This window comes from Mycetohabitans rhizoxinica HKI 454 (assembly GCF_000198775.1).
Classification (GTDB): domain Bacteria; phylum Pseudomonadota; class Gammaproteobacteria; order Burkholderiales; family Burkholderiaceae; genus Mycetohabitans; species Mycetohabitans rhizoxinica.
In genome coordinates this window covers 2,434,441-2,457,305 of sequence record NC_014722.1, presented here as the reverse complement: position 1 = coordinate 2,457,305, position 22,865 = coordinate 2,434,441, and the positions used below count along the sequence as shown (strand labels likewise).

Annotated in this window: 21 protein-coding genes, 1 other RNA gene and 2 pseudogenes; 18 read left to right on the top strand and 6 right to left on the bottom strand. The window is 62.9% G+C overall.

Features of this window, described 5'->3' with window-relative positions; all coding sequences use genetic code 11:
- The first annotated feature begins 25 nt into the window (after positions 1 to 25).
- The 3 genes and pseudogenes from RBRH_RS10795 to RBRH_RS10785 all read left to right on the top strand — a co-directional run bounded on the left by RBRH_RS10795 (position 26) and on the right by RBRH_RS10785 (position 4,609).
- Positions 26 to 2,462 (top strand): annotated as a pseudogene (locus RBRH_RS10795) (3-hydroxyacyl-CoA dehydrogenase/enoyl-CoA hydratase family protein).
- A 24-nt stretch (positions 2,463 to 2,486) separates the two neighbouring features.
- A complete protein-coding gene (locus tag RBRH_RS10790) occupies positions 2,487 to 3,686 on the top strand; it encodes an acetyl-CoA C-acyltransferase (RefSeq protein ID WP_013436300.1) in 1,200 nt (399 codons plus the stop codon).
- Positions 3,687 to 3,844: 158 nt separating this feature from the next.
- Positions 3,845 to 4,609 carry an enoyl-CoA hydratase gene (locus RBRH_RS10785; protein ID WP_041753850.1) on the top strand — a complete coding sequence of 255 codons (765 nt, stop codon included), beginning with the start codon at positions 3,845 to 3,847 and terminating at the stop codon, positions 4,607 to 4,609.
- 67 nt (positions 4,610 to 4,676) lie between these two features.
- Here RBRH_RS10785 and fdhD read toward each other — a convergent pair whose 3' ends face one another.
- Complete coding sequence (gene fdhD / locus RBRH_RS10780; RefSeq protein WP_013436298.1) at positions 4,677 to 5,672, bottom strand: formate dehydrogenase accessory sulfurtransferase FdhD; 996 nt, start codon at positions 5,670 to 5,672, stop codon at positions 4,677 to 4,679.
- A 138-nt stretch (positions 5,673 to 5,810) separates the two neighbouring features.
- Between fdhD and RBRH_RS10775 the strand changes: the two genes are divergently transcribed.
- Both RBRH_RS10775 and RBRH_RS20350 read left to right on the top strand, forming a co-directional pair.
- Positions 5,811 to 6,284 (top strand): nitrate reductase associated protein, encoded by a 474-nt coding sequence (locus tag RBRH_RS10775; protein WP_041754496.1) that lies wholly within the window; start codon positions 5,811 to 5,813, stop codon positions 6,282 to 6,284.
- Between the two features lie 230 nt (positions 6,285 to 6,514).
- On the top strand, positions 6,515 to 6,841 hold the full coding sequence (locus RBRH_RS20350; protein ID WP_041753849.1) for a hypothetical protein: 327 nt from the start codon (positions 6,515 to 6,517) through the stop codon (positions 6,839 to 6,841).
- On the opposite strand, the gene RBRH_RS10765 is transcribed toward RBRH_RS20350, so the two are convergent.
- Positions 6,787 to 7,188, bottom strand: a complete 402-nt coding sequence (locus RBRH_RS10765) for an acyl-CoA thioesterase (protein WP_013436295.1) — start codon at positions 7,186 to 7,188, stop codon at positions 6,787 to 6,789. The genes RBRH_RS20350 and RBRH_RS10765 overlap by 55 nt on opposite strands.
- Before the next feature lie 532 nt (positions 7,189 to 7,720).
- Here RBRH_RS10765 and RBRH_RS10755 point away from each other — a divergent pair.
- The 6 genes from RBRH_RS10755 (at position 7,721) to RBRH_RS10730 (ending at position 13,538) form a co-directional block, all read left to right on the top strand.
- The gene (locus RBRH_RS10755; RefSeq protein ID WP_013436293.1) at positions 7,721 to 8,671 is read left to right on the top strand and encodes a LysR family transcriptional regulator; all 951 of its coding nucleotides are present in this window, start codon (positions 7,721 to 7,723) and stop codon (positions 8,669 to 8,671) included.
- Between the two features lie 170 nt (positions 8,672 to 8,841).
- Complete coding sequence (locus RBRH_RS10750) at positions 8,842 to 10,161, top strand: Glu/Leu/Phe/Val family dehydrogenase (RefSeq protein ID WP_049786485.1); 1,320 nt, start codon at positions 8,842 to 8,844, stop codon at positions 10,159 to 10,161.
- Between the two features lie 250 nt (positions 10,162 to 10,411).
- Entirely contained in the window at positions 10,412 to 11,305 is an 894-nt protein-coding gene (locus RBRH_RS10745) for a glutamate/aspartate ABC transporter substrate-binding protein (protein ID WP_013436291.1), read from the top strand.
- Between the two features lie 93 nt (positions 11,306 to 11,398).
- Positions 11,399 to 12,139 carry an amino acid ABC transporter permease gene (locus RBRH_RS10740; RefSeq protein ID WP_013436290.1) on the top strand — a complete coding sequence of 247 codons (741 nt, stop codon included), beginning with the start codon at positions 11,399 to 11,401 and terminating at the stop codon, positions 12,137 to 12,139.
- Positions 12,139 to 12,816 (top strand): glutamate/aspartate ABC transporter permease GltK, encoded by a 678-nt coding sequence (gene gltK, locus RBRH_RS10735; protein WP_041754494.1) that lies wholly within the window; start codon positions 12,139 to 12,141, stop codon positions 12,814 to 12,816. Before RBRH_RS10740 ends, gltK begins: the two co-directional genes overlap by 1 nt.
- Entirely contained in the window at positions 12,813 to 13,538 is a 726-nt protein-coding gene (locus tag RBRH_RS10730) for an amino acid ABC transporter ATP-binding protein (protein WP_041753848.1), read from the top strand. The genes gltK and RBRH_RS10730 overlap by 4 nt, the downstream gene beginning before the upstream one ends.
- A 308-nt stretch (positions 13,539 to 13,846) precedes the next feature.
- On the opposite strand, the gene RBRH_RS20955 is transcribed toward RBRH_RS10730, so the two are convergent.
- Positions 13,847 to 14,176 (bottom strand): class II glutamine amidotransferase, encoded by a 330-nt coding sequence (locus RBRH_RS20955; RefSeq protein WP_255743501.1) that lies wholly within the window; start codon positions 14,174 to 14,176, stop codon positions 13,847 to 13,849.
- 184 nt (positions 14,177 to 14,360) lie between these two features.
- Here RBRH_RS20955 and pyrC point away from each other — a divergent pair, with 184 nt between their 5' ends.
- The 3 genes from pyrC to rnpB all read left to right on the top strand — a co-directional run bounded on the left by pyrC (position 14,361) and on the right by rnpB (position 16,805).
- On the top strand, positions 14,361 to 15,467 hold the full coding sequence (gene pyrC, locus RBRH_RS10720; RefSeq protein ID WP_049786484.1) for a dihydroorotase: 1,107 nt from the start codon (positions 14,361 to 14,363) through the stop codon (positions 15,465 to 15,467).
- Positions 15,468 to 15,474: 7 nt separating this feature from the next.
- Positions 15,475 to 16,383: a DUF3025 domain-containing protein gene (locus RBRH_RS10715; RefSeq protein ID WP_013436285.1), complete on the top strand. Its 909-nt coding sequence runs from the start codon at positions 15,475 to 15,477 to the stop codon at positions 16,381 to 16,383.
- A gap of 14 nt (positions 16,384 to 16,397) precedes the next feature.
- Positions 16,398 to 16,805, top strand: an RNA gene (rnpB, locus tag RBRH_RS16350) — RNase P RNA component class A.
- Between the two features lie 16 nt (positions 16,806 to 16,821).
- Here the strand turns inward: rnpB and RBRH_RS10710 are convergent.
- Positions 16,822 to 17,244 carry an OsmC family protein gene (locus RBRH_RS10710; RefSeq protein WP_013436284.1) on the bottom strand — a complete coding sequence of 141 codons (423 nt, stop codon included), beginning with the start codon at positions 17,242 to 17,244 and terminating at the stop codon, positions 16,822 to 16,824.
- Between the two features lie 634 nt (positions 17,245 to 17,878).
- Here RBRH_RS10710 and rplM point away from each other — a divergent pair.
- The 3 genes from rplM to erpA all read left to right on the top strand — a co-directional run bounded on the left by rplM (position 17,879) and on the right by erpA (position 19,284).
- Positions 17,879 to 18,307, top strand: coding sequence for a 50S ribosomal protein L13 (gene rplM, locus RBRH_RS10705; RefSeq protein ID WP_013436283.1), 429 nt, complete (start codon positions 17,879 to 17,881; stop codon positions 18,305 to 18,307).
- 12 nt (positions 18,308 to 18,319) lie between these two features.
- Positions 18,320 to 18,712, top strand: a complete 393-nt coding sequence (gene rpsI / locus RBRH_RS10700; protein WP_013436282.1) for a 30S ribosomal protein S9 — start codon at positions 18,320 to 18,322, stop codon at positions 18,710 to 18,712.
- 206 nt (positions 18,713 to 18,918) lie between these two features.
- On the top strand, positions 18,919 to 19,284 hold the full coding sequence (gene erpA / locus RBRH_RS10695; RefSeq protein ID WP_041753846.1) for an iron-sulfur cluster insertion protein ErpA: 366 nt from the start codon (positions 18,919 to 18,921) through the stop codon (positions 19,282 to 19,284).
- Positions 19,285 to 19,440: 156 nt separating this feature from the next.
- On the opposite strand, the pseudogene RBRH_RS10690 reads toward erpA, so the two are convergent.
- Both RBRH_RS10690 and RBRH_RS16335 read right to left on the bottom strand, forming a co-directional pair.
- Positions 19,441 to 20,168, bottom strand: a pseudogene (locus RBRH_RS10690) (anhydro-N-acetylmuramic acid kinase); the annotation flags it as partial.
- 36 nt (positions 20,169 to 20,204) lie between these two features.
- Positions 20,205 to 21,458 carry a M23 family metallopeptidase gene (locus RBRH_RS16335; RefSeq protein WP_049786418.1) on the bottom strand — a complete coding sequence of 418 codons (1,254 nt, stop codon included), beginning with the start codon at positions 21,456 to 21,458 and terminating at the stop codon, positions 20,205 to 20,207.
- Between the two features lie 138 nt (positions 21,459 to 21,596).
- Between RBRH_RS16335 and tyrS the strand changes: the two genes are divergently transcribed.
- On the top strand, positions 21,597 to 22,841 hold the full coding sequence (gene tyrS / locus RBRH_RS10680; RefSeq protein ID WP_041753845.1) for a tyrosine--tRNA ligase: 1,245 nt from the start codon (positions 21,597 to 21,599) through the stop codon (positions 22,839 to 22,841).
- The last annotated feature ends 24 nt before the right edge of the window (positions 22,842 to 22,865 follow it).

Sequence of the window (22,865 nt, the reverse complement as noted above, 5' to 3'; positions counted from 1 at the left end):
GAGCTGGCTCTAACTGGAGAGACACGTGAGCAATCTGATCATTCGCAAGGTGGCGGTGCTGGGCGCCGGCGTGATGGGCGCGCAGATCGCGGCGCACCTAATCAACGCGAAGGTGCCGGTGCTGCTGTTCGACCTGCCCACGAAGGAGGGACCCAAGAGCGGCATCGCGCTCAACGCGATCGAGCACCTGAAAAAGCTGTCGCCGGCGCCGCTCGGCGTGAAGGGCGATGCCGCGCATATCGTCGCCGCCAACTACGAGGACGACTTAGACAAGCTGCGCGAGTGCGACTTGGTAATCGAGGCGATCGCCGAGCGCATGGACTGGAAGCACGATCTGTACAAGAAGGTGTCCCCGTATATCGGCGAGAAGGCGATCTTCGCGACCAATACGTCGGGACTGTCGATTACTCGGCTCTCGGAAGGCTTCTCCGATGACCTGAAAGCGCGTTTTTGCGGCGTGCACTTTTTCAATCCACCGCGCTACATGCATCTGGTCGAGCTGATTCCGACCGAGCATACGCGCCCGGAGATACTCGATCAACTCGAGACCGTGCTCACCAGCGTGGTCGGCAAGGGCGTGGTGCGCGCCAAGGACACACCGAACTTCATTGCAAACCGCGTCGGCATCTTCTCGATCCTCGCAGTGATCGCTGAGGCAGCCAAGTTCGGCTTGCGTTTTGACGAGGTCGACGACCTGACCGGCTCACGGCTAGGCCGCGCAAAGTCGGCCACGTTCCGTACCGCCGACGTGGTTGGCCTGGATACGATGGCGCACGTCATCAAGACGATGCAGGACAACCTGGCCGACGATCCGTTCTTCCCGATCTACCAGACGCCGCCGGTGCTCGCCGCGCTGGTGGCTAAGGGCGCGCTCGGGCAAAAGAGCGGTGCGGGGTTCTATAAGAAGGAAGGCAAGGCCATCAAGGTGCTGGACGCGAAGATCGGCGAGTACGTGGACAGTGGCGCCAAGGCCGACGAGCTCGTCGCCCGCCTCCTGAAGCGTGCGCCCGCCGAGCGGTTGAAGCTGTTGCGCGAGTCCACGCATCCACAGGCGCAATTCCTGTGGTCGATCTTCCGTGATGTGTACCACTACATTGCTGTGCACCTCGAATCGATCGCCGATAACGCGCGTGACGTCGACCTGGCGATCCGCTGGGGCTTTGGCTGGACTGAGGGGCCGTTCGAAGGGTGGCAGGCCGCCGGCTGGAAGCAGGTTGCCGAATGGGTCCAGGAAGACATCCGCGCCGGCAAGGCATTGGCCGACGTGGCGCTACCGGCATGGGTGCTGGAGGGCCCAGTTGGGGAGCAAGGCGGCGTGCATACCGCACAGGGCTCGTGGTCGCCAGCGCGGCGCACGTTCGTGCCGCGCAGCACGCTGCCAGTACTATCGCAAGCAGGTGTTCCGCGCACCGCTGGTTGGCGAGGCCAGCAACGATCCGCGCACGTATGGCAAGACGGTGTTCGAGACTGACGCGGTGCGCGCATGGGTCGACGAGCGGGCCGGCGAGGACGATGTGCTGATTCTGTCGTTTAAGTCGAAGATGAATACGATCGGGCCGAGCGTGATCGACGGAATTACGCAGGCGATCGACGTTGCTGAACAGCAATACAAGGCGCTGGTGATCTGGCAGCCAACGTCGCTGAAGCTCGGCACGCCGGGCGGCCCGTTCTCCGCTGGCGCAAATCTCGAAGAAGCGATGCCCGCGTTCATGATGGGCGGCGCCCAGGGCATCGAGCCATTCGTGCAAAAATTTCAGCAGGGCATGCTGCGCGTGAAGTACGCGAACGTGCCGGTGGTATCGGCCGCGTCGGGCATAGCGCTGGGGGGCGGCTGTGAACTACTGCTGCATAGTGCCAAGCGCGTCGCCCACGTGGAGACCTATATTGGGCTGGTCGAGGTCGGCGTGGGACTGGTGCCGGCCGGCGGTGGGCTTAAGGAGGCGGCGTTGCGCGCGGCTCAGGCCGCGGCCGACGCAGGGGCGACGGGCAATCTGCTGCAGTTCTTGCAAAAGCCCTTCGAGGCGGCGGCGATGGCGAAAGTGTCGTCGTCCGCGCACGAGGCGCGCATGCTCGGTTATCTGAAGCCGTCAGACACGATTGTCTTTAACGTGCACGAATTGCTCGACACCGCAAAGCACGAAGCACGCGCGCTGGCAGCGGCCGGCTATCGGCCGCCGCTGCCGGCCAACGCGATCCCGGTGGCGGGACGTTCGGCAATTTCAACCATCAAGGCGTCGCTGGTTAACATGCGCGACGGGCGCTTTATCAGCGAACACGATTTCCTGATCGCCTGCCGCATCGCCGAGACGATCTGCGGTGGGGACGTCGAAGCGGGCAGTACCGTTGATGAGGCGTGGCTGCTCGCGCTCGAGCGCCGTGCGTTCGTTGCGCTGCTCGGCACGCAGAAGACGCAGGAACGGATTATGGGCATGCTGCAGACCGGCAAGCCGGTGCGCAACTAACGCGGCCCGACAAGGAGTCTCGAGATGAGCAAACAAGTGCAAGATGCCTACATCGTCGCGGCCAGCCGCACGCCGATCGGCAAGGCGCCGCGCGGTGCTTTGCGCAATACGCGCCCTGATGAGTTGCTGACTCACGCGATCCGCTCGGCCCTCGCGAAGGTGCCGGCACTCGATACGAAGCTGATCGAGGATGCCATCGTCGGTTGTGCGATCCCGGAGGCGGAGCAGGGCCTGAACGTCGCGCGTATCGGCGCGCTGCTGGCCGGCTTGCCGCCCAGCGTTGGCGGTGTTACGGTGAACCGCTTTTGCGCGTCCGGCTTGACCGCGCTGGCGATGGCGGCTGATCGCATCCGTGTCGGCGAAGCGGATGTGATGCTCGCCGGCGGCTGCGAGTCGATGAGCATGGTGCCGATGCTGGGCAACAAGCCTTCGTTGCCGCCACGTATCTTCGATGCCGACGAGCATATCGGCATTGCCTATGGGATGGGGTTGACCGCCGAGCGCGTGGCGCAGCGCTGGGAAGTGTCGCGCGAGGCGCAGGACGAATTCTCGTTGCGCTCGCACCAAAAGGCGTTGGCCGCTCAGCAGGCGGGCGAATTTGCCGACGAGATCGCGCCGTACACGGTGACGGACCGCATGCCGGATCTGGCGAGTGGCCAGATCGTCGTGAACGCGCGTGAGATCGCGCTGGACGAAGGGCCCCGTGCCGACACGACGCTGGAAGGGCTCGGCAAGCTCAAAACCGTGTTCGCGAACAAGGGCACGGTGACGGCCGGCAACAGCTCGCAGACCTCGGATGGTGCCGGTGCGCTGGTCGTGGTGTCGGAGAAGATCCTCAAGCAATTCAACCTCACACCGCTGGCGCGCTTCGTGAGTTTTGCGGTGCGCGGCGTGCCGCCGGAGATCATGGGCATCGGCCCGAAGGAAGCCATTCCGGCCGCACTGAAGGCCGCCGGCCTGGCGCTGCAGGACATCGACTGGATCGAACTGAACGAGGCATTTGCCGCGCAGGCGTTGGCGGTGATCGGGGAACTGGGGCTTGACCAGACCAAGGTGAACCCGCTGGGCGGCGCGATCGCGTTGGGCCACCCGCTGGGCGCCACGGGGGCGATCCGCGCCGCCACGCTCGTGCACGGGCTGCGTCGGCGCAAGCAAAAGTACGGCATGGTGACGATGTGCGTTGGGACCGGCATGGGTGCCGCCGGTATCGTCGAACGGGTATAACACACCGATGCGTCGGATGCATACTTGGCGCGACGCGTGGACGGCTCGCGGGCAGTGCTTGGCGAGCCGTTTTTTATTCGCCGCTTGTGCGACGGTTCGTGCCGGGTCGCCCTACCCGCGTGCCGTGTGCGATCGGTCAACCGAGGAGACATCGGACGATGGATATCGTCATTGAACGTGCGCGCGGCGTGCTGACCCTCCAGTTGAACCGACCGGATAAGAAAAATGCGATGACTGCCGCGATGTACCAGTCAATGGCCGACGCGCTCGCGCAGGCTCGCGACGATGCGTTGGTGCGCGCGATTCTGATTCGCGGCCATGACGGGGTGTTTTGCGCGGGCAATGACCTAGAGGACTTCATGCAGCGGTCGCCGTCCGGGCCGGATGCTCCGGTGTTCCAGTTCCTACAGCAGATCAGCACGGCGGCCAAGCCGATCGTTGCCGCGGTGTCGGGCCCGGCGGTCGGCATCGGCACGACGCTGCTGCTGCATTGCGACCTGGTCTATGCGGCCGACGACGCGCGCTTCTCGCTGCCGTTCACACAACTCGGGTTGTGTCCCGAGGCGGCCGCGAGCCTGTTGCTGCCGCGGCTGGCTGGCTACCAGCGCGCCGCGCAGACGCTGCTGCTCGGCGAGCCATTCGATGCGCATGAGGCTCAAGCGATCGGCATCGTGAGCCGGGTGCTGCCGCTCGCGCAGTTGCACGAATTCGCGCTGGCGCAGGCGGCGAAGCTCGTGGCGCTGCCCGCGTCGTCGCTGCGCGTGACCAAGATGCTGCTCAAGCAGGATACGCAGGCGCAGGTCGCGCAACGCATTGCCGAGGAGGCGGAGCAATTCGGCCGGATGCTGCGCTCACCGCAGGCGCGCGAAGCGATGAGCGCGTTCCTGCAAAAGCGCAAGCCGGACTTCACGCCGTTCGAGTGACTGCTACGCCGGACGACGGCTGCAATATCGCACGGCGCCGCCACGGCTCGCCGCCGGCCGCGCTCATCTAGCGGGGCAGTGCCGGCGCGCTATACTCGACGTAGCCGGATTCGCGACAAAAACTGACCAGCCGGATGCCGGCTTTGGCCGCGATCGACACGGCGAGCGCGGTCGGCGCGGAGATCGTCGCCACCATCGGCACGCTCACGCGCGCGCATTTGCGCACCAGTTCATAGCTGGCTCGGCTCGACAGGAACACAAAGCCATCGCGCATGTCCTCGCGGGCGAGCACGAGTTGTCCGATCAGCTTGTCCAGCGCATTGTGCCTGCCGACGTCCTCGAACGCATAGCGGATCGTGCCGCGGGCATCGCACCATGCGGCCGCGTGCACGCCGCCGCATGCCTGCATCAGCGGCTGGTGCGCCGGCAACGCCCGCACCGCGCGCGCGAGCGCATCAGCGGCCAGACGCTGCAGGAAACCAGTATGCTCAATGTGCTCCGGCTCCAGGTCAAGCAATTGCACGCTTTCGATGCCGCACACGCCGCAACCGGTCCGTCCGGCCAGGGCGCGGCGCCTGTCTTTCAGCGACGCGAACGCGTGCTGCACCAGCGTGAGCTGCACCTGCGCGTAGCCCTCGTCGTGCATCAGCACCTCAATGTCATGGATTTCGCTGCCTGACGATACGATCCCCTCGGTCAACGCAAAGCCGACCGCGAGCAGGTCCAGGTCCCGCGGCGTGCACATCATTACAGCGTGCGAGATCCCGTTAAATACCAGCGCCACCGGTACTTCGTCGGCGACAACATCGTGCTCTACCCGCCGCCCGCCGGCTATCGTGCGCAGTATGGGTCGCTCCAGCAAGCCGGATTTTCCGGTATCGTTGTCGATGTCGACCCCGGTGCGGGGGCTCGAGCCTGTATCGGTGTTGGTACTGGCGGTGCTGGTGCCGGTAATATCGGCAGTGCCAGCAGCGGTATTGCTGGTGGTATTGGCATTGGCGCCGGCGTCTGTGCCGCGCGGGCGGGTAGCGCGCGGCTCGGTAGGCAGAGGCATAAGGAGCAATGAAGGGATAAAGATTCAATCGTCCTACAATACCTGAAACACGCGATGCCGGCTGCATGCGGTGCATCCGCGGGCGACCTACCGATGTCGTTGCCGATATTCCGTGCCACTCACCGCTTTTTTCGGATGCTCACGACCATGCCGTTGCTCGATACTCCGCTATTGCTCGACTTCGAGGTTTCATCTTGTGAAAACCTCACGTACATCCCGCTGGCGGTCCGCTACAATCTGGATCGCTTTGGCGTGCGCATCTCGCTGACGCAATGGCAGGCGTTGCCCCACGCGGATCGTGAGCTATTGGCGCGCTTTCCGCTGGACGACGATCCGCAGATCGAGCGCCGCTTCGACCAGGCGCTTGCCGAGATGCTGCGGACCCATCTCAGCGGCGAGTCACCCATGCCGGCGCCGGACATGTCGCCCGCATGGCAGCGTACCGATGCGGTGCCCGACGCGTTGCTTAAGCAATGCTCACTGGCCGGGGTGGCCCCGGTCAGTGTCGCCCGCTGGGCCACGCTGCCGCCGTTTCACCGGTATGTGCTGGCCAAGCTGTCGCGAAAGCCGGTGGCAAACCACGATTTCATTCCTGCGATGAAGTCGTTCGGCCTAATCTGAGAAGCCATTGCGCACGTCTGGGCAATGTCGTTTAACGCAAACTGGGGCAATGCCGGCTGGCGCAGGCGCAAGCAACGCGGGTCGGCGCAAACCAGCCAATGCCGGTCGGGGCAAATCGAGTATGCCGGCGCAAAACCGGCAATGTCAGTTAACGCGGATCTGAATGGGACCGTTTAAGTAGGCCTGACAAGACCCTTCAAGCAGGCCTGACAATATTCCATCCGCAGCGCGTGTTCTGGAAAGACCGGGTCTCGCGCTACTTTGGCTGCAACAAGGCATTCGCGCAGGACGCCGGTCTGGCGTACCCGGCGCCGATGATCGGCAAGCGCGACGCGGAACCGCCCTGGCGCGAGCGTGCCGAGTCATACCACGCGATCGATGTCGATTCCCTGAAAGCCCGCTCGTGCGACAAGATGCAAGGCTTTCTGTTTTCGCGCCCGATTCCAGGCAACGAGGTCGCCGTGCTACTCGCGAGTGTCGGGCAGCAGCCGAGCGGTGGGCATCAGCCGAGTGGCGGCAGTTCACGCGGACGGCGCTGCGAATCGGTCGCGACATAGGTCAGCGTCGCTTCGGTAACCTTAACGGTTTCGCCGACCAGGCCCATGCGTTGCGCATAGACCGACACGTCGACGGTGATCGACGTACGACCGGTGCGGATGATGTCTGTATAGAAGCTGAGCAGGTCGCCGACGAACACCGGCTGCTTGAAGACAAACGAATTGACCGCGACCGTGACGACGCGGCCGTTCGCGCGCCGCGAGGCCGGGATCGCACCGGCGATGTCAACCTGAGCCATGATCCAGCCGCCGAACACGTCGCCATGCACGTTGGCATCGCGAGGCTGCGGCACGACGCGCAACGCCACTGGTTTGTCATGGGGCAATTCAGTCAGTGAAGGGGGCATGAGCGGTTCCTGCGTATCGGTGAGCCGACCGGCGAGTCGGTCAGTTGGAGGTGTCGATGCCAGGCCGGCGCATCGTGTGGCCTTCTGCGAGAATAAAAGTCTATTATTTTATCGACAATCGACCCGCCATGCCGTTGCTGAGCCGTCGCCGCCGGCCGCCCCCGTCCGAGCATGCGGGTATGCACCGTTGCACCAGCGCGATGAGTCCCACCAGTGTGATTGCGAAGCTGCTCACTGCGCGACCTGTGCTGCCTGACTTGATGCCGCTGCCCTTGGCCCAGAAGAATAGGGCCAGGCCGGCCAGCGCCACTAGCGTGTGCCGGTCGGTGCGCCTTATCGCAGCGCCGCTGCACCGGCGCCGTGCGGTCCGTCGCCGGTTGGTGCGTGGTCGCTGGCGTTGTGACGGGCGCTGAACGCTACAATGGAGGCTGCGCGCTGTGCCGTGGCCGTCTTCCGGTGTAGCGCAGCGCGATGCCGCGCGGCCCGACGCGTGGGCGCGTCGCGGCGCGAGGATGGCTAACGGAGTCGTTGCATGGAACTGAAATGGCTGGAAGACTTCGTGTCGCTGGCCGAGACGCGAAGCTTCAGCCGCTCAGCCGAACTGCGGCATGTGACGCAGCCCGCGTTTTCGCGGCGCATCCAGGCGCTGGAAGCCTGGCTTGGCACCGAGCTGATCGACCGCTCGGTGTACCCGACACGGCTCACGCAAGCCGGACAAGTGTTCTACGAGCAGGCGCTGACGATGCTGTCCCAGTTTCACGAAGCCCGCACCGTGTTGCGCGGCCACGGGCGAGCGCCAGCTGCGACGATCGAGTTCGCCGTACCCCACACGCTGTCGTTGACCTTCTTTCCGCGCTGGCTGGACAGTATCGAGAAGCATACCGGGCGGGTCCATGCGCGGCTGCGCGCGCTGAACGTGCATGACGCGGTGCTGTCGCTGGTGGAGGGTGGCTGCGACCTGGTGATGGGCTATCATCACCCAAGTCATCCCGTTGCGCTGGATCCCGCGCGCTACGACATGCTCGTGCTGGGAATTGAGCCGATCAGCCCGTTCGCCGCGACGACGCGCAGCGGCCGCGCGTGTTTCACGCTGCCAGGCACGAAGGAAGCACCGGTTCCCTATCTATCGTATACGCCGAATGCGTATTTAGGACGATTGACAGAGACAATCATTGGCACTGCGTCAGTCCCGCTGTACCTGGACAAAGTGTACGAGACTGACATGGCAGAGGGACTCAAGGCGATGACGCTGGCTGGCCACGGCGTCGCGTTCCTGCCGCATAGCGCGGTGGAGGACGCGGTGGCGGCTGAGCGCCTCGTGCGGCTCGACCGTCCGATGCGGGGTGCGACTGCTGATCGATTTACGCTTGCGATGGAGATCCGGTTGTATCGCGACAAGCTAGCGTCGCACAGCGACGAGGCGCGCGGCGAGTTGGTGGACACGGTGTGGCGCCTGGCGGCCGAGCTGGCTGCCGATGCGTAGCCAACGGCGAGGCCGATCCGAAGACAGCGACGCCATGGCGAGTTTTCTGGTGTGCTGCGTGCGCCGCCGCACGTTATGCAAGAAAAGCATAGATCATGATAATTCGGCATTGGATTTAGTCTTGCCGCTTTCTCACAATGGCGCCCATCTTGACCGAAGAGGACCTATTCATGTCCGCGCAGCAAACTGTTTCGAACGATTCACCGACGCCTGCCAAGCACGCTTTGCCTTCTTATTTACATGCCGATTCGCTGGGTCCGTGGGGCTCCTACTTGCAGCAAATCGATCGTGTTGCGCCGCACCTGGGCTCGCTTTCACGCTGGATTGAGACGCTCAAGCGCCCCAAGCGCATCTTGGTCGTCGATGTGCCAATCGAGATGGACGATGGCACGATCGCGCATTTTGAAGGCTACCGGGTTCAGCACAACACGTCGCGCGGGCCCGGCAAGGGCGGCGTGCGGTATCACCAGGACGTGACGCTGTCCGAGGTGATGGCGCTGTCCGCGTGGATGTCGATCAAGAATGCGGCGGTCAACGTGCCGTATGGCGGCGCGAAGGGCGGCATCCGTGTCGACCCGCGCAAGCTCTCGCGCGGCGAACTGGAGCGGGTCACGCGCCGGTATACGAGCGAAATCGGCATTATCATCGGGCCGAACACCGACATTCCGGCGCCCGACGTCAACACCAATGAGCAGGTGATGGCGTGGATGATGGACACATACTCGATGAACGTCGGCCAAACTGCGACGGGCGTGGTGACGGGCAAGCCGATCTCGCTGGGGGGATCGCTGGGCCGGCGTGAAGCGACCGGGCGCGGAGTGTTTACCGTCGGTTGCGAGGCGGCACGGCGCATCGGATTGGATATCGAAGCGGCGCGCGTCGCGGTGCAGGGATTCGGCAACGTCGGGGGGATCGCCGCGAAGCTGTTCGTCGAGGCGGGCGCGAAAGTGGTTGCGGTCCAGGACCACACCGGCACGATCTACAAGCCGTCCGGCATCGACGCGCATGCATTGCTCGAGCATGTTGCGGCGCAAGGCGGCGTAGCCGGCTTCGCCGGCGCAGAGCCGCTCGGCGACGATGATTTCTGGGGTATCGAGAGCGACATCCTGATCCCTGCTGCGCTCGAAGGCCAGATCAACGAGAAGAACGCATCGCGGATCCGCACGAAGATCGTGGTCGAGGGAGCGAATGGTCCAACCACGCCGCTCGCCGACGATATCCTGCGCGAAAACAACGTGCTGGTGATCCCCGATGTGGTTGCCAATGCCGGCGGCGTCACGGTGTCCTACTTCGAATGGGTGCAGGACTTCTCCAGCTTCTTCTGGACCGAGGACGAGATCAACCACCGGCTGGAGCGCGTGATGCGCGAAGCGTTTGCCAGCGTTTGGCAGGTCGCGCAGGAAAATGACGTGTCCGTGCGCACCGCAGCCTATATCATCGCGTGCAAGCGCATTCTGATGGCGCGCGAGATGCGCGGCCTGTATCCGTGATCCATTGCTGAGTCTCTGAGTCCTGTTGCTGCAATCCAGACAGACCGCGTGGCGCGAGCCCGCGGTCTGTCTTCGCATGGGCTGGACGCGGCGCGATCATCGGCGACGCAGTGGCGACCTATACGCGAGCCGACGCGAAGCGATGCGCGGAACAACGAACGCAAAAGCTCGTAGATTAGTACTTCAACTCATTACTTTCATAACGATGACTTTGCTAAACTGACACGACTTTTCGCGAAGGAGATCGTGGATGAACATCAAAAAAGCCGCATTCACATTGGCTGCCCTGGCCGCCCTGACCGGGGCCGTGCAGGCGCAGGAGATGGAGACGCTGAAGAAAATCAAGGATTCGGGCGTCATTGCGCTGGGGCACCGCGAGTCTTCGATTCCGTTCTCGTACTATGACGAGAAGCAGAACGTCGTGGGTTATTCGCAGGAGCTTGCGCTGAAGATCGTCGAGGCGGTCAAGCATGAATTGAAGACGCCCGATCTGAAGGTCAAGCTGATTCCGATCACGTCGCAAAACCGCATCCCGCTCGTACAGAACGGTACGATCGACATCGAGTGCGGCTCGACCACCAACAACCTGGACCGGCAGAAGCAGGCAGCGTTCTCGAACACGATTTTCGTGGTGGGCACGCGGCTGATGACCAAGAAGGATTCGGGCATCAAGGACTTCGCCGATCTGAAGGGCAAGACGGTCGTGACCACGGCCGGTACGACGTCCGAACGGTTGCTGCGCAAGCTGAACCAGGACCATAACATGGGCATGAACATCATTAGCGCGAAGGACCATGGCGAGTCATTCTTGACGCTGTCGACCGGCCGTGCCGCCGCGTTCATGATGGATGATGCGCTGCTCGCCGGCGAACGCGCGAAGTCGAGCCATCCGGGCGACTTCGTGATCGTCGGCACCCCGCAATCGCACGAAGCGTACGGCTGCATGATGCGCAAGGGTGATCCGGCGTTCAAGAAGGTCGTCGATGCGGCGATCGCGAAGGTTGAGACATCGGGTGAGGCGGCGCAGATCTACAAGAAGTGGTTTGAGTCCCCGATCCCGCCGAAGGGGTTGAACTTGAACTTCCCGCTGTCCGACGACATGAAGACGCTGTTCAAGAACCCGAACGACAAGGCGATGGACTGATCTGCTCGATCGCATTGTTCACTGACAAGCGTGACTGAAACGGAAGGGATGCTGCCTCCAGGCGCGCCTTCCGTTTCTTTTTGGAGTTGAGTCATGGGTTATCACTGGAATTGGGGCATTTTCATGACCCCGGTTTCGACCGGCGAGCCGACGACCTATCTAGGCTGGTTGATCTCGGGGCTGTGGAATACGGTTGCGGTGTCGTTATGCGCATGGGTGATCGCGCTGTTCGTCGGCGCGCTGATGGGCGTGCTGCGCACTATGCCGAACAAATGGCTGTCCGGCATTGGCACGGTCTACGTCGCGGTGTTCCGCAACATCCCGCTGATCGTACAGTTCTTTATCTGGTACTTCGTGCTGCCGGAGATTTTGCCGCCATCGATCGGCACGTGGTTCAAGCAGCTGCCGCCAAATGCGCAATTCTTCTCGGCATCGATCCTGTGTCTGGGGCTGTTCACGGCGGCCCGCGTTTGCGAGCAGGTGCGCTCGGGCATCCATGCGTTGCCGCGCGGGCAGCGTGCCGCGGGCTTGGCGCTGGGCTTCACGTTGCCGCAGACCTATCGCCATGTGATGCTGCCGGTTGCGTTCCGGATCATCGTGCCGCCGTTGACCTCCGAGTTTCTCAATATTTTCAAGAACTCTGCCGTGGCATCGACCATTGGCCTGCTGGATCTGTCGGCGCAAGCACGGCAATTGGTCGACTACACTGCGCAGGCCTATGAGTCGTTTATTGCGGTGACGATCGCGTACGTGTTGATCAACCTGGTCGTGATGGGCTTCATGCGCTGGGTCGAGAAAAAGACCCGGCTGCCGGGCTACATCGGAGGCAAATGATGCATCAGTTCAACTGGTCCGGCATTCCGGATGCGTTGCCGACGCTGTGGACCGGCGCGGTGATCACTTTGCAGATCACCGTGCTGGCGATCGTCGTGGGCATCGTGTGGGGCACGCTGCTCGCGCTCATGCGGCTGTCGGGGTTCAAGCCACTCGAATGGTTCGCGCGCGGCTATGTGACCCTGTTCCGCTCGATTCCGCTGGTGATGGTGCTGTTATGGTTCTTCTTGTTGGTGCCCCAACTGCTGCAGCGGTTGCTGGACGTGTCGCCCGATGTTGATATCCGGCTCGTGTCGGCGATGGTCGCGTTCTCGTTGTTCGAGGCCGCGTATTACTCGGAGATTATCCGAGCCGGCATCCAGGCCGTGCCGCGCGGACAGCTCAGCGCTGCCTCCGCGCTTGGCATGACCTACGGCCAGGGCATGCGGCTGATTGTGCTACCGCAGGCGCTGCGCGCGATGGTGCCACTGTTGCTGACGCAGGCCATCGTGCTGTTTCAGGACACGTCGCTGGTCTATGTGATCAGCGTCGCGGATTTCTTCCAGACTGCGGCGAACGTCGGTGACCGGGACGGTACGATCGTCGAGATGGTGCTGTTCGCGGGCGCCGTATATTTCGTGGTTTGCGTGGTGGCGTCAAGCCTCGTCAAGGGTCTTCAGAAAAAGGTCGCAAGATGATTTCGATCAAAAATGTTTCGAAGTGGTACGGGTCCTTCCAGGTGTTGACGGATTGCTCGACCGAAGTCAAGAAAGGCGAGGTGGTGGTCGTGTGCGGCCCGTCGGGCTCGGGTAAGTCGACGCTGATCAAAACGGTCAACGGGCTGGAGCCTTTTCAGAAAGGCGAGATCACAATCAATGGGCAATCGGTCGGTGATCCTAAGACAAACTTGTCGAAGCTGCGTGCGAAAGTCGGGATGGTGTTCCAGCATTTTGAGCTGTTCCCGCATCTGTCGATCACCGAGAATCTGACGCTTGCACAAATCAAGGTGCTCGGGCGCACAAAGGACGAGGCGAATGCCAAGGGACTGAAGTTGCTCGATCGTGTCGGCCTGAAGGCGCACGCCGATAAGTATCCTGGGCAGTTGTCCGGTGGTCAGCAGCAGCGCGTGGCGATTGCGCGCGCTTTGTCAATGGACCCGATCGCGATGTTGTTCGACGAGCCGACCTCAGCGCTCGATCCGGAGATGATCAATGAAGTGCTGGACGTGATGGTCGAGCTAGCGCAGGAAGGCATGACGATGATGTGCGTGACGCACGAAATGGGCTTTGCAAAGAAGGTCGCGCATCGGGTCATCTTCATGGACCGGGGAGCGATTGTTGAGGATGATCACAAGGAAGACTTCTTCGCGAATCCGAAATCGGATCGTGCGAAGGATTTCCTGGCTAAGATCCTGCATTGACCGTAGCGTCCCCGGTGGTATCGCTCGTCCGGGAAGCGGCCCGCTGTCGCCGGCGGGTTGCACGCTACCGTTTCGCCACGTATGGGGTCCGCTTGGGCGTGGCGTCTTCAGTTGGTCGTGGCGGACATGGAAAGCATAGACGCAAAGCCGGCTCGGTCCGCGCGATAGTACCGGCGCCGTTGCTATCCGATGAAGGGTATCTTGCAGGTGGTGCGCGGCATCGCTAAGCGCGAAACGGGTAATGCCATACCGAATCAGTCAATTCGGTTCAAAGGGGGCTACCGGCAGCGGGCGCGGAACGGGCAACGTTACGCTTGCACTGCTGCGACGTCTTCCGCGGACTCGATGGTGAACTCGCCGTCCTCTGCGGTGTTCAACACGGACGCCACGGTGGCCCTGCACAGTGGCGCTCGCGCCTTGGCCGCCACGTCGGCAGGCACCGGCACGTTGACGCTGCATAATCGCGTAAAACGCGAGTTCGCTGTCCGTCGTGCCAACCGGCAGGCCTTGTCTTCGAAGAACGCGATGCCGAAGCCATCGGCATGATGGTCGGTGACGCCGCCACGCGCCGCAAAGCCCGTGAACGAAAAGGTCACGTCCGTGGGCGCCGCGCAATTCATTCCAAGCAGTTGGCACATGATACGAAAACGTGATGCTGCGCGAGCGTGCTTAGCGCCCGCTACAATGATGTTTTTGAAGAATATCACCGAGTCCGGGGTCACCCAAGCCGAAGCAGCGACGTGTGAGTCGTCGCTTCGCATCCACGCGTGACCCCAGGCGAGCCTTCGCATGCGCGACGCGCATGCTCAACTGCCGATCGACATGAACCTGTCCCAGTCCCATTCCACCGTAGCCGGCGTTGGCGCCGGCGCGTCAGGCAACGCCACGCTGACGCTCGCCCGCCCCGATGATTGGCACTTGCACGTGCGTGACGGCGCGATGCTCGAAGCGGTGCTGCCGCACACCGCCCGGCAGTTCGGCCGCGCGATCATCATGCCGAATCTGAAGCCGCCAGTCACCACGACCGCTCAGGCCGGCGCTTATCGGCAGCGTATTCTTGCCGCACGTCCCGTGCAGGGCCCGGGTGCCGCGTTCGAGCCGCTGATGACGCTGTACCTGACCGACAATACGCCGCCGGATGAAGTCCGGCGGGCCCGCGAAAGTGGCTTTGTGCACGGCGTGAAGCTGTATCCGGCCGGCGCAACGACCCATTCGGACGCCGGTGTCACGGATCTGCGCCACTGCACGGCTACGCTGGAGGTGTTGCAGCAGACCGGTCTGCCGCTGCTGGTCCACGGCGAGGTGACGGATCCGTCAATTGACGTGTTCGATCGCGAAAAGGTGTTCATCGACCGGGTGCTCGAGCCGTTGCGGCGCGATTTCCCTGCGCTCAAGGTGGTATTCGAGCACATCACGACGCGCGACGCGGCGCAGTATGTGCGCGACGCGGATGCGGCGCCGGGCACGCTGGGTGCCACGATCACCGCTCACCACTTGCTGCTGAACCGCAACGCGATGCTGGTCGGCGGCATCCGTCCGCATTATTACTGCTTGCCGGTGCTCAAGCGGGAGGCGCACCGCGTAGCACTCGTTGAGGCGGCTACCTCGGGTCATCCGCGCTTTTTCCTCGGCACCGACAGTGCGCCGCACCCGAAGGGCCTAAAGGAGCACGCGTGTGGCTGCGCCGGTTGCTACACGGCGCTGCATGCGCTGGAGCTGTACGCGCAGGCCTTTGACGAGGCCGGTGCCCTGGACCGACTAGAAGGCTTTGCGAGCTTTCATGGTGCCGACTTCTATGGATTGCCGCGCGCCACCGACACGGTGACGCTCGAGCGCGCGAGTTGGACGTTGCCCGAGGCCATCGACGCAGGCGGCATCAGCGTGGTGCCGCTCAAGGCCGGCGAAGCGCTCGGCTGGAAGCTGCGCTGACACGCGCATGGCGGCCATGACACCGCTGCGCGAGGCCGTGGCGCGAATCGACTGGTCGCGACCGTGGTTCGAGCCGTTCCGGGCCCATGGGATGCGCTGGCAACGGGTGCTCGAGACTCATGGGGTCGGCGCGTGGCTCAGCACGATGACGCAGGATGCCCAAGCGGCGTCGCTGTGTATCGGCGCTGACCTACCGCTGACCTTCGTGGCGCAACATGTGTTGCCACCCGGCACGCGTTACGAAGCGCACATTGGCGCGACAGGTTGCGTGCCCACGCGCGACAATCTGCACGATTTCTTTAACGCGGCGAGTTGGTTTGCCTTCCCGCGGACCAAGCTTGCCACGATCGCCTGCGGCATGGCCGAGGCGCGGCGGCAGGCAGGGGCGCCTGTGGCGGGCAACGGCAGGGGGCCGGTACGCGATGCACTGGCCCACTTTGACGAAAACGGCGCGATCTTTGTGACTTCCGATGGTTCGCTAGCCGAAGCGCTGCGCGCTTTTGACTGGCGCCGTCTGTTTATCGACCATCGCCACGCGTGGCCTGCATGTTGTGCCGTGTACGTGTACGGCCATGCGCTGCTAGAGAAGCTGCTCACGCCGTATCGCGCATGCACCGCGCACGCATGGGTCTGCCAAGTCGAGCCGGACTGGTTCGATGCGCCCGCGGCGCAGCGCCAGGCCGACGTGGATGCCCGTGTTGCCACGGCACTCGGCGATGGCCACGTCAGCGATGGCCTGCTGCGGCAGGCGCCGTGCGAGCGAGCCCAAAAGGGCGAGACGCTGACGATCGCGCGGTTTTCGCCGTTGCCTGTGCTTGGCGTGCCGGGCTGGTGGGCGGCCAACGCCGATCCGCGGTTCTACGCGGATACGTCGGTGTTCCGCGTAGGTCGGCGCGGGCCGCGCCACCCATGCTAAAATGGGCGCTACACAAAGTAGGCCAGACAGCCGCGGCTGCCGCGCATCGCGCGGGGGGCGAGGAAAGTCCGGACTCCATAGGGCAGGGTGATGGCTAACGGCCATCCGTGGCGACACGCGGAACAGGGCAACAGAAAGCAAACCGCCGATGGCCCGGCGCAAGCCGGGATCAGGTAAGGGTGAAACGGTGCGGTAAGAGCGCACCGCGGCTGCGGCGACGCAGTCCGGCACGGTAACCTCCACCCGGAGCAATTCCAAATAGGCAGGCGCGCGTCGGCAGCAAGGCGCAAGGACGGGCCCCGTCCTGACCTGCGGGTAGGAAGCTTGAGCGCGTCAGCAATGGCGCGCCTAGAGGAATGGCTGTCACGCGCGCCGGGCAACTGGCGCACGCACAGAATCCGGCTTACCGGCCTGCTTTGTCTCCCTTTGCGAGGCGCGCTACGCGTCAACGATCTCGAACGAATGCGTAAGTTCGGCGCTCTTGGCCAACATGATCGAGGCGGAGCAATACTTGTCGTGTGACAGGTTGATCGCGCGCTCCACGGTCGCCGGGTTCAAGTTCCGGCCGCTTACCGTAAAATGGAAGTGGATTTTCGTGAATACCTTCGGGTCCTGGCTTGCCCGCTCGGCCTTCAGCGTGACATTGCAGTCGACAATGTCCTGGCGACTTTTCTTCAAAATCATCACGACGTCGTACGCTGTGCAGCCCCCGGTGCCCAGCAGCACCATTTCCATCGGTCGCGGGGCTAGGTTGCGGCCACCGCCTTCCGGTGCGCCATCCATCGCTACCATGTGGCCACTGCCTGTCTCGGCCATGAAAGCCATTCCGTCTTTGCCTAACCAGCTGACCTTGCATTCCATTGCGCGTTTTTAGAGCTGAGTTTGCGTACATTGTAACGAATGCGCATGAGCGTCGCAGCGGCCGACACAAAACAACGGGATCTCGCCGTAGCGGATCGGGCCGGCTGCGCACGGCGGCGAAATCGTCATGGTTATTCGGCGTCGTGAGGTGAAGCGCTCACTGGTTGGGCCGCAGTGTGGGCGAGCACAGTGTGAGCGAGAGGTTATTAACTGGTTGATAGAAAAGGAAGATATGGCTCTTTGTGGTGTTATTGCGTCATTTCGTATGATGGTAGTGCGTTTCGTCATGTAGTTTTTATTGCGGCTTATCAGCGTAATCCTTATAATGTTCTCTATTGGTCGACGCACACTTGCTCGACCCCCGCTTGTCTCCTCCACCCTCCTCCTTTGGTGGATTGGGCCCGAACATTGGTTCGGGTTTTTTTCGCCATGATGTGGGCTGTACTAGGGCTAGGTTAGGGCTAGGTTAGGGCCCGGGTAGCGCCGCAGTAGCGCCCGGTCTGAAAACCCTTTATAATTCAGAGCTTTTCCGAAAATGCCCGCGGAAGAAGAATCAGGGAGAGCCTGCGCCGCGCCATGACGCGCATCCACAAGCAGGACCACAGAAGGGCAGAGCATCTCATTTGGATCGATCATGAAGACGTTTTCCGCCAAAGCCCACGAGGTGAAGCGCGAATGGTACGTGATTGACGCGACGGACAAGGTCCTCGGCCGTGTCGCCAGCGAAGTGGCACGCCGCCTTCGCGGCAAGCACAAGCCGGAGTTCACGCCGCACGTCGATACCGGCGATTTCATCATCGTCGTCAATGCTGGCAAGTTGAAGGTCACCGGCAACAAGACGACCGATAAGAAGTACTACCGTCACTCGGGCTATCCGGGCGGCATCTATGAAACGACTTTTGGCAAGATGCAGGAGCGTTTCCCGGGCCGTGCACTTGAGAAGGCCGTCAAGGGCATGCTGCCGAAGGGCCCGCTCGGCTACGCGATGATCAAGAAGCTGAAGGTCTACGCGGACGCGACGCACCCGCACACCGCGCAACAACCGAAGGCGCTCGAGATCTAAGGAGCCAGTCAGATGATCGGAAATTGGAACTACGGTACCGGCCGCCGCAAGAGTGCAGTGGCTCGCGTGTTTATCAAGGCTGGCAAGGGCGACATCGTCGTCAATGGCAAGCCCATCGCCGACTACTTTTCGCGCGAGACATCGCTGATGATCGTGCGTCAGCCGCTGGATCTGGTGAACCATGCGAACACGTTTGACATCAAGGTCAACGTGGTCGGTGGCGGCGAAACCGGCCAGGCTGGCGCCGTGCGTCACGGTATCACCCGTGCGTTGATCGACTACGATGCGACGTTGAAGCCGACGCTGTCGAGCGCTGGCTTTGTGACGCGCGATGCGCGTGAAGTCGAGCGTAAGAAGGTAGGTTTGCACAAGGCACGCCGTCGCAAGCAGTTCTCCAAGCGTTAAGCGCGCCGCGATGGAGCGGCAGGCAGGTTCACCTGCAGGCGCTGGCATCGTGCAAAAAACCGCGGATCGGCTGATCCGCGGTTTTTTCTTGGTGCGCCCAGCATGGGCGCACTTTTGCAGGGGCAAGTCCCTGCTGGTTTCAGGGCCTTCGGCACGATGTTCAGAACAGTCCTAGAATAGCGTTGAAGGCATTTTTGGAGAACTCGATGAACGCTTTGACCGACACCGCTGTGACCGAGATGCCGGCCCCGCTCGTCTTCACGGACGCAGCCGCCGACAAGGTCAAACAGCTGATCGATGAAGAAGGCAACCCGGAACTGAAGCTGCGCGTGTTCGTGCAAGGCGGCGGCTGTTCGGGATTTCAATACGGCTTTACGTTCGACGAAGAAGTCAACGAGGACGACACCGTGATGGACAAGAACGGCGTCCGGCTGTTGATCGACTCGATGAGTTATCAGTACCTGCTGGGCGCGGAAATCGACTACAAGGACGATTTGAACGGCGCGCAATTCGTGATCAAGAACCCGAATGCGACCACCACCTGCGGCTGCGGCTCGTCGTTTTCAGTGTAAGCGTACGCTTACCGAAAGGTAAGCGCATCCTTACCGGAATCAGTCGGCCGGCCCATCACGAGTCGGCTCACTACGGGGGCGGATCAGCCCCCGTTGTCGTTTGCATACCATGGCTGCTGACGCATGCCGCCTCGGGCCGAGCGCGAACGGCACGGCTTAGCGCGGATACAACGCGCCGAGCACGCGGCCGCCAGCGGCGCCGGTGACGGTGGGCAGGTTGCCAGGCAGGCGTGCGACATGGCGCATCGCTAGCCACGCGAATGCCAGCGCCTCGACTTGATGTGGGGCAATGCCGAGGGCATCCGTGGTTTCGACGCGAGCGTGCGCCGCGCCAGCGCGCTGCAGCGCGGTTTGCAACGCCCCGCTAGCAGGACGGCATTGCGTGCGCCACCACCGCATACGTAGACGGCCTGGCAGCCGCCTGCATAATGCTCGATGTCATGCGCGACGCTCTGAGCCGTCAATGCGACCAGCGTCGCTTGCACGTCGTGCGGCGTCACGTCGGCAAACGGCGAGAGCCGGCGTTGCAGCCATGACGCGTTGAACAAGTCCCGACCGGTGCTTTTCGGGGGCGGCGCGCTGAAAAATGGCTTGTCGAGTAACGCGCGCAACAGCCCATCGTTGACCTGTCCGCGGGCGGCGAATCGGCCATTCTCGTCGAACGGTGTGCCTAAATGGCGTTGTGCCCAGTAATCAAGCAACGCGTTCGCCGGGCCGCAGTCGAAGCCGCGGACCGGTCCGTGCGGATCCAGAATCGTCATGTTGCTGATGCCACCGAGATTGCACACTACGCGGGTCTCGTGCTCGTGCGCGAACATCGCCGCATGAAACGCCGGCGCGAGCGGGGCGCCATGGCCGCCTGCCGCCACGTCGCGCGCGCGGAAGCATGATCGACGCGGCATGCCGTGGCCGCATTGCCGTCATTGTGATGCGACGCGCGGCGGCAGGACGTCGCCGTCGATCGATAGATTCGCCGAGTATTGCTCAAACGCGTGTAGCGTGGCGCCACGCAATGGCGCGGGCTGACTGACCGATGCCGCAAGCGGATTCACATGGCGGCCCTGGTGCCGCACCTCGTAGTGCAGGTGCGGGCCGGTCGCCCAGCCGGTGCTGCCGACGTAGCCGATCACGTCGCCGCGCGCGATTTTCGCACCGGTTCTTAGTTTCGGCGCGGTTCGCGACAGGTGGGCATACACGGTCTCATAGTGCTGAGCATGGCGCACTACGATCGTCTTACCATACCCGTGCCGCCACCCCGAAAATGTGACAGTTCCGGCCCCGCTTGCCCGCACCGGCGTGCCGCGCGGCGCGGCCCAATCCACGCCGTTGTGGAACGCACGGCGTCCGGAAATCGGATGCACGCGCTCGCCGAAGCGCGACGACAGTCGGGCGCTGGCAACGGGACGCGGATCGAGCCCGCGCTGCAGCGAGTGCCCGTTGGTGGCATAGAAGCCACCGCCGTGCTTGCCCGGCGCACGGTACCAGATGGCGCGAACGGGCGCGGTGCCGACGGCATGGACCTCGAGGACGAGGATGCGTCGAGTGCGGGATGACTCGCCCTGCGCTGCGCCTAGCAGCACGCGGTAGCGCTGTCCGCGCAACGGGCTGACCAACGCGCGCATGGCCGGCAGCGCATCGAGCGCTGCGTCGATCGAACTGCCCAATACGCCTGCCTGCCGCATTGCGCTGGCGAACCGGCTGTCGAGCGCGCCCGAGAACACGCGCTCGGATGGGGCGGCAGCACGGTTTGGCTCATCCAGCCGGAGTGGGCTGGCACCTGATAGCGCGCCGGCCGCTTGGAACGGATGTCCCGCGGCGGATGTTTCGGTACCGGTGCTGGCTGAGGGCGCAGAAGCGGTCAGCGCGGCGGCCACGTAATCGCCATACGGGCCCAGCGCCGTGCTGCGCCAACTGATGGCGCGCAGCATGCTGCTGTTGACCTGGGCTTGCGTGGCCGCTGAGCGCGCCGACGTGTATGCCGAATGTGCCGGTATCGCGAGCGCGGATACCACGGCGGGAGCGTACGGGATCGTGCGTGCGATCATCACGCTCAGGTTCACGGACGCGGCGGCGATCGGGTGAATGATCGCTTGATGGCGCCGCACGATAAAGTGACGCAGCGATACGGTGCTGCTGCGCGCGAGTGCAAAAACCTGCCGGAAGCAGTACCACATCACGTAAAATCCAGTTCTTGCACGAGAAAAGCGACGGCCTTGAGGGTTATTCGAGGTAGGGTTGCGAGGTGCGGCGCGTGACGAGCACTGCCGGGCCGCTCGTGATTCGATGACAGTTTCGTGAAAAGTTCCCGCCTGATGAGTACCGAGTCCAGTGTTGCCGTGCCGTCCCTGCCCATTACCGATGAAGTCCGTGCCGCACTGGCGATAGCACGTCGTGGCTGCGACGAGTTGCTGATCGAGGACGAGTTTGCGCAGAAATTGGCAAGGAGCGCGCAAACCGGCAAGCCATTGCGCATCAAGCTCGGGCTCGACCCGACCGCGCCGGACATCCACATTGGACACACCGTGGTGCTCAACAAGATGCGCCAGTTGCAGGACCTGGGCCATACCGTTATTTTCCTGATCGGCGACTTTACGTCGTTGATCGGCGATCCGTCCGGACGCAACCAGACACGCCCGCCACTCACCCGCGAGCAAATCGAGGCCAATGCAAAGACTTATTTCGAGCAGGCCGCACTGGTGCTCGATCGTGAAAAGACCGAGATCCGCTACAACAGCGAATGGTCAATGCCGCTGGGCGCTGACGGCATGATCAAGCTTGCGTCGCGCTACACCGTGGCGCGGATGCTCGAGCGCGACGACTTCACCAAACGGTTCCAGGGCGGCGTGCCAATATCGATCCATGAGTTCCTGTATCCTCTGATGCAGGGGTATGACTCGGTGGCGCTGCAATCGGATCTCGAGTTGGGTGGCACCGATCAGAAGTTCAATCTGTTGGTGGGCCGTGAGTTGCAGAAGCAGTATGGCCAGGAGCCGCAGTGCATTCTGACAATGCCGCTGCTCGAAGGGCTGGATGGCGTCGATAAGATGTCCAAGTCCAAGAACAACTATGTCGGCATCAGCGAGAAGCCGTCCGACATGTTCGGCAAGCTGATGAGCATCTCGGACACGCTGATGTGGCGTTACTTTGAGTTGCTCTCGTTTCGCAGCCTCGAGGAGATTGCAGACTTCAAGCGGCAGGTGCAGGCTGGCCGCAACCCGCGCGAGTTGAAGGTGCTGCTCGCGCAGGAAATCGTTGCTCGTTTCCATTCGCAGGCCGATGCACAGCGCGCGCTGGAGGATTTCAATCATCGTGCGAGGGGTGGGGTGCCTGACGATATTCCGGAGATTGCGTTGAGTGGCGCGCCGCTGCCGATCGGGCAATTGCTCAAGCAAGCTGGCCTGGTGCCGTCCACCAGCGAGGCATGGCGCAACATCGAACAGTCCGGCGTGAAGATCGACGGCACGACGATCACCGACAAGGGGTTGAAGCTCGACGCAGGCGTGTATGTCGTGCAGGTCGGCAAGCGGCGCTTTGCGCGCGTGACACTGCGCGCTTAGTGCAGCGGGCCACCCGACGACAGC

What these genes read in the sequence shown, in the direction of transcription:
- RBRH_RS10790 (WP_013436300.1), top strand. Translation starts at nt 2,487, where the DNA reads ATGAGCAAACAAGTGCAAGATGCCTACATCGTCGCGGCCAGCCGCACG.
- RBRH_RS10785 (WP_041753850.1), top strand. Translation starts at nt 3,845, where the DNA reads ATGGATATCGTCATTGAACGTGCGCGCGGCGTGCTGACCCTCCAGTTG.
- RBRH_RS10775 (WP_041754496.1), top strand. Translation starts at nt 5,811, where the DNA reads ATGCCGTTGCTCGATACTCCGCTATTGCTCGACTTCGAGGTTTCATCT.
- RBRH_RS10765 (WP_013436295.1), bottom strand. Translation starts at nt 7,188, where the DNA reads ATGCCCCCTTCACTGACTGAATTGCCCCATGACAAACCAGTGGCGTTG.
- RBRH_RS10755 (WP_013436293.1), top strand. Translation starts at nt 7,721, where the DNA reads ATGGAACTGAAATGGCTGGAAGACTTCGTGTCGCTGGCCGAGACGCGA.
- RBRH_RS10750 (WP_049786485.1), top strand. Translation starts at nt 8,842, where the DNA reads ATGTCCGCGCAGCAAACTGTTTCGAACGATTCACCGACGCCTGCCAAG.
- RBRH_RS10745 (WP_013436291.1), top strand. Translation starts at nt 10,412, where the DNA reads ATGAACATCAAAAAAGCCGCATTCACATTGGCTGCCCTGGCCGCCCTG.
- RBRH_RS10740 (WP_013436290.1), top strand. Translation starts at nt 11,399, where the DNA reads ATGGGTTATCACTGGAATTGGGGCATTTTCATGACCCCGGTTTCGACC.
- gltK (WP_041754494.1), top strand. Translation starts at nt 12,139, where the DNA reads ATGCATCAGTTCAACTGGTCCGGCATTCCGGATGCGTTGCCGACGCTG.
- RBRH_RS10730 (WP_041753848.1), top strand. Translation starts at nt 12,813, where the DNA reads ATGATTTCGATCAAAAATGTTTCGAAGTGGTACGGGTCCTTCCAGGTG.
- RBRH_RS20955 (WP_255743501.1), bottom strand. Translation starts at nt 14,176, where the DNA reads ATGTGCCAACTGCTTGGAATGAATTGCGCGGCGCCCACGGACGTGACC.
- pyrC (WP_049786484.1), top strand. Translation starts at nt 14,361, where the DNA reads ATGAACCTGTCCCAGTCCCATTCCACCGTAGCCGGCGTTGGCGCCGGC.
- RBRH_RS10715 (WP_013436285.1), top strand. Translation starts at nt 15,475, where the DNA reads ATGGCGGCCATGACACCGCTGCGCGAGGCCGTGGCGCGAATCGACTGG.
- RBRH_RS10710 (WP_013436284.1), bottom strand. Translation starts at nt 17,244, where the DNA reads ATGGAATGCAAGGTCAGCTGGTTAGGCAAAGACGGAATGGCTTTCATG.
- rplM (WP_013436283.1), top strand. Translation starts at nt 17,879, where the DNA reads ATGAAGACGTTTTCCGCCAAAGCCCACGAGGTGAAGCGCGAATGGTAC.
- rpsI (WP_013436282.1), top strand. Translation starts at nt 18,320, where the DNA reads ATGATCGGAAATTGGAACTACGGTACCGGCCGCCGCAAGAGTGCAGTG.
- erpA (WP_041753846.1), top strand. Translation starts at nt 18,919, where the DNA reads ATGAACGCTTTGACCGACACCGCTGTGACCGAGATGCCGGCCCCGCTC.
- RBRH_RS16335 (WP_049786418.1), bottom strand. Translation starts at nt 21,458, where the DNA reads ATGTGGTACTGCTTCCGGCAGGTTTTTGCACTCGCGCGCAGCAGCACC.
- tyrS (WP_041753845.1), top strand. Translation starts at nt 21,597, where the DNA reads ATGAGTACCGAGTCCAGTGTTGCCGTGCCGTCCCTGCCCATTACCGAT.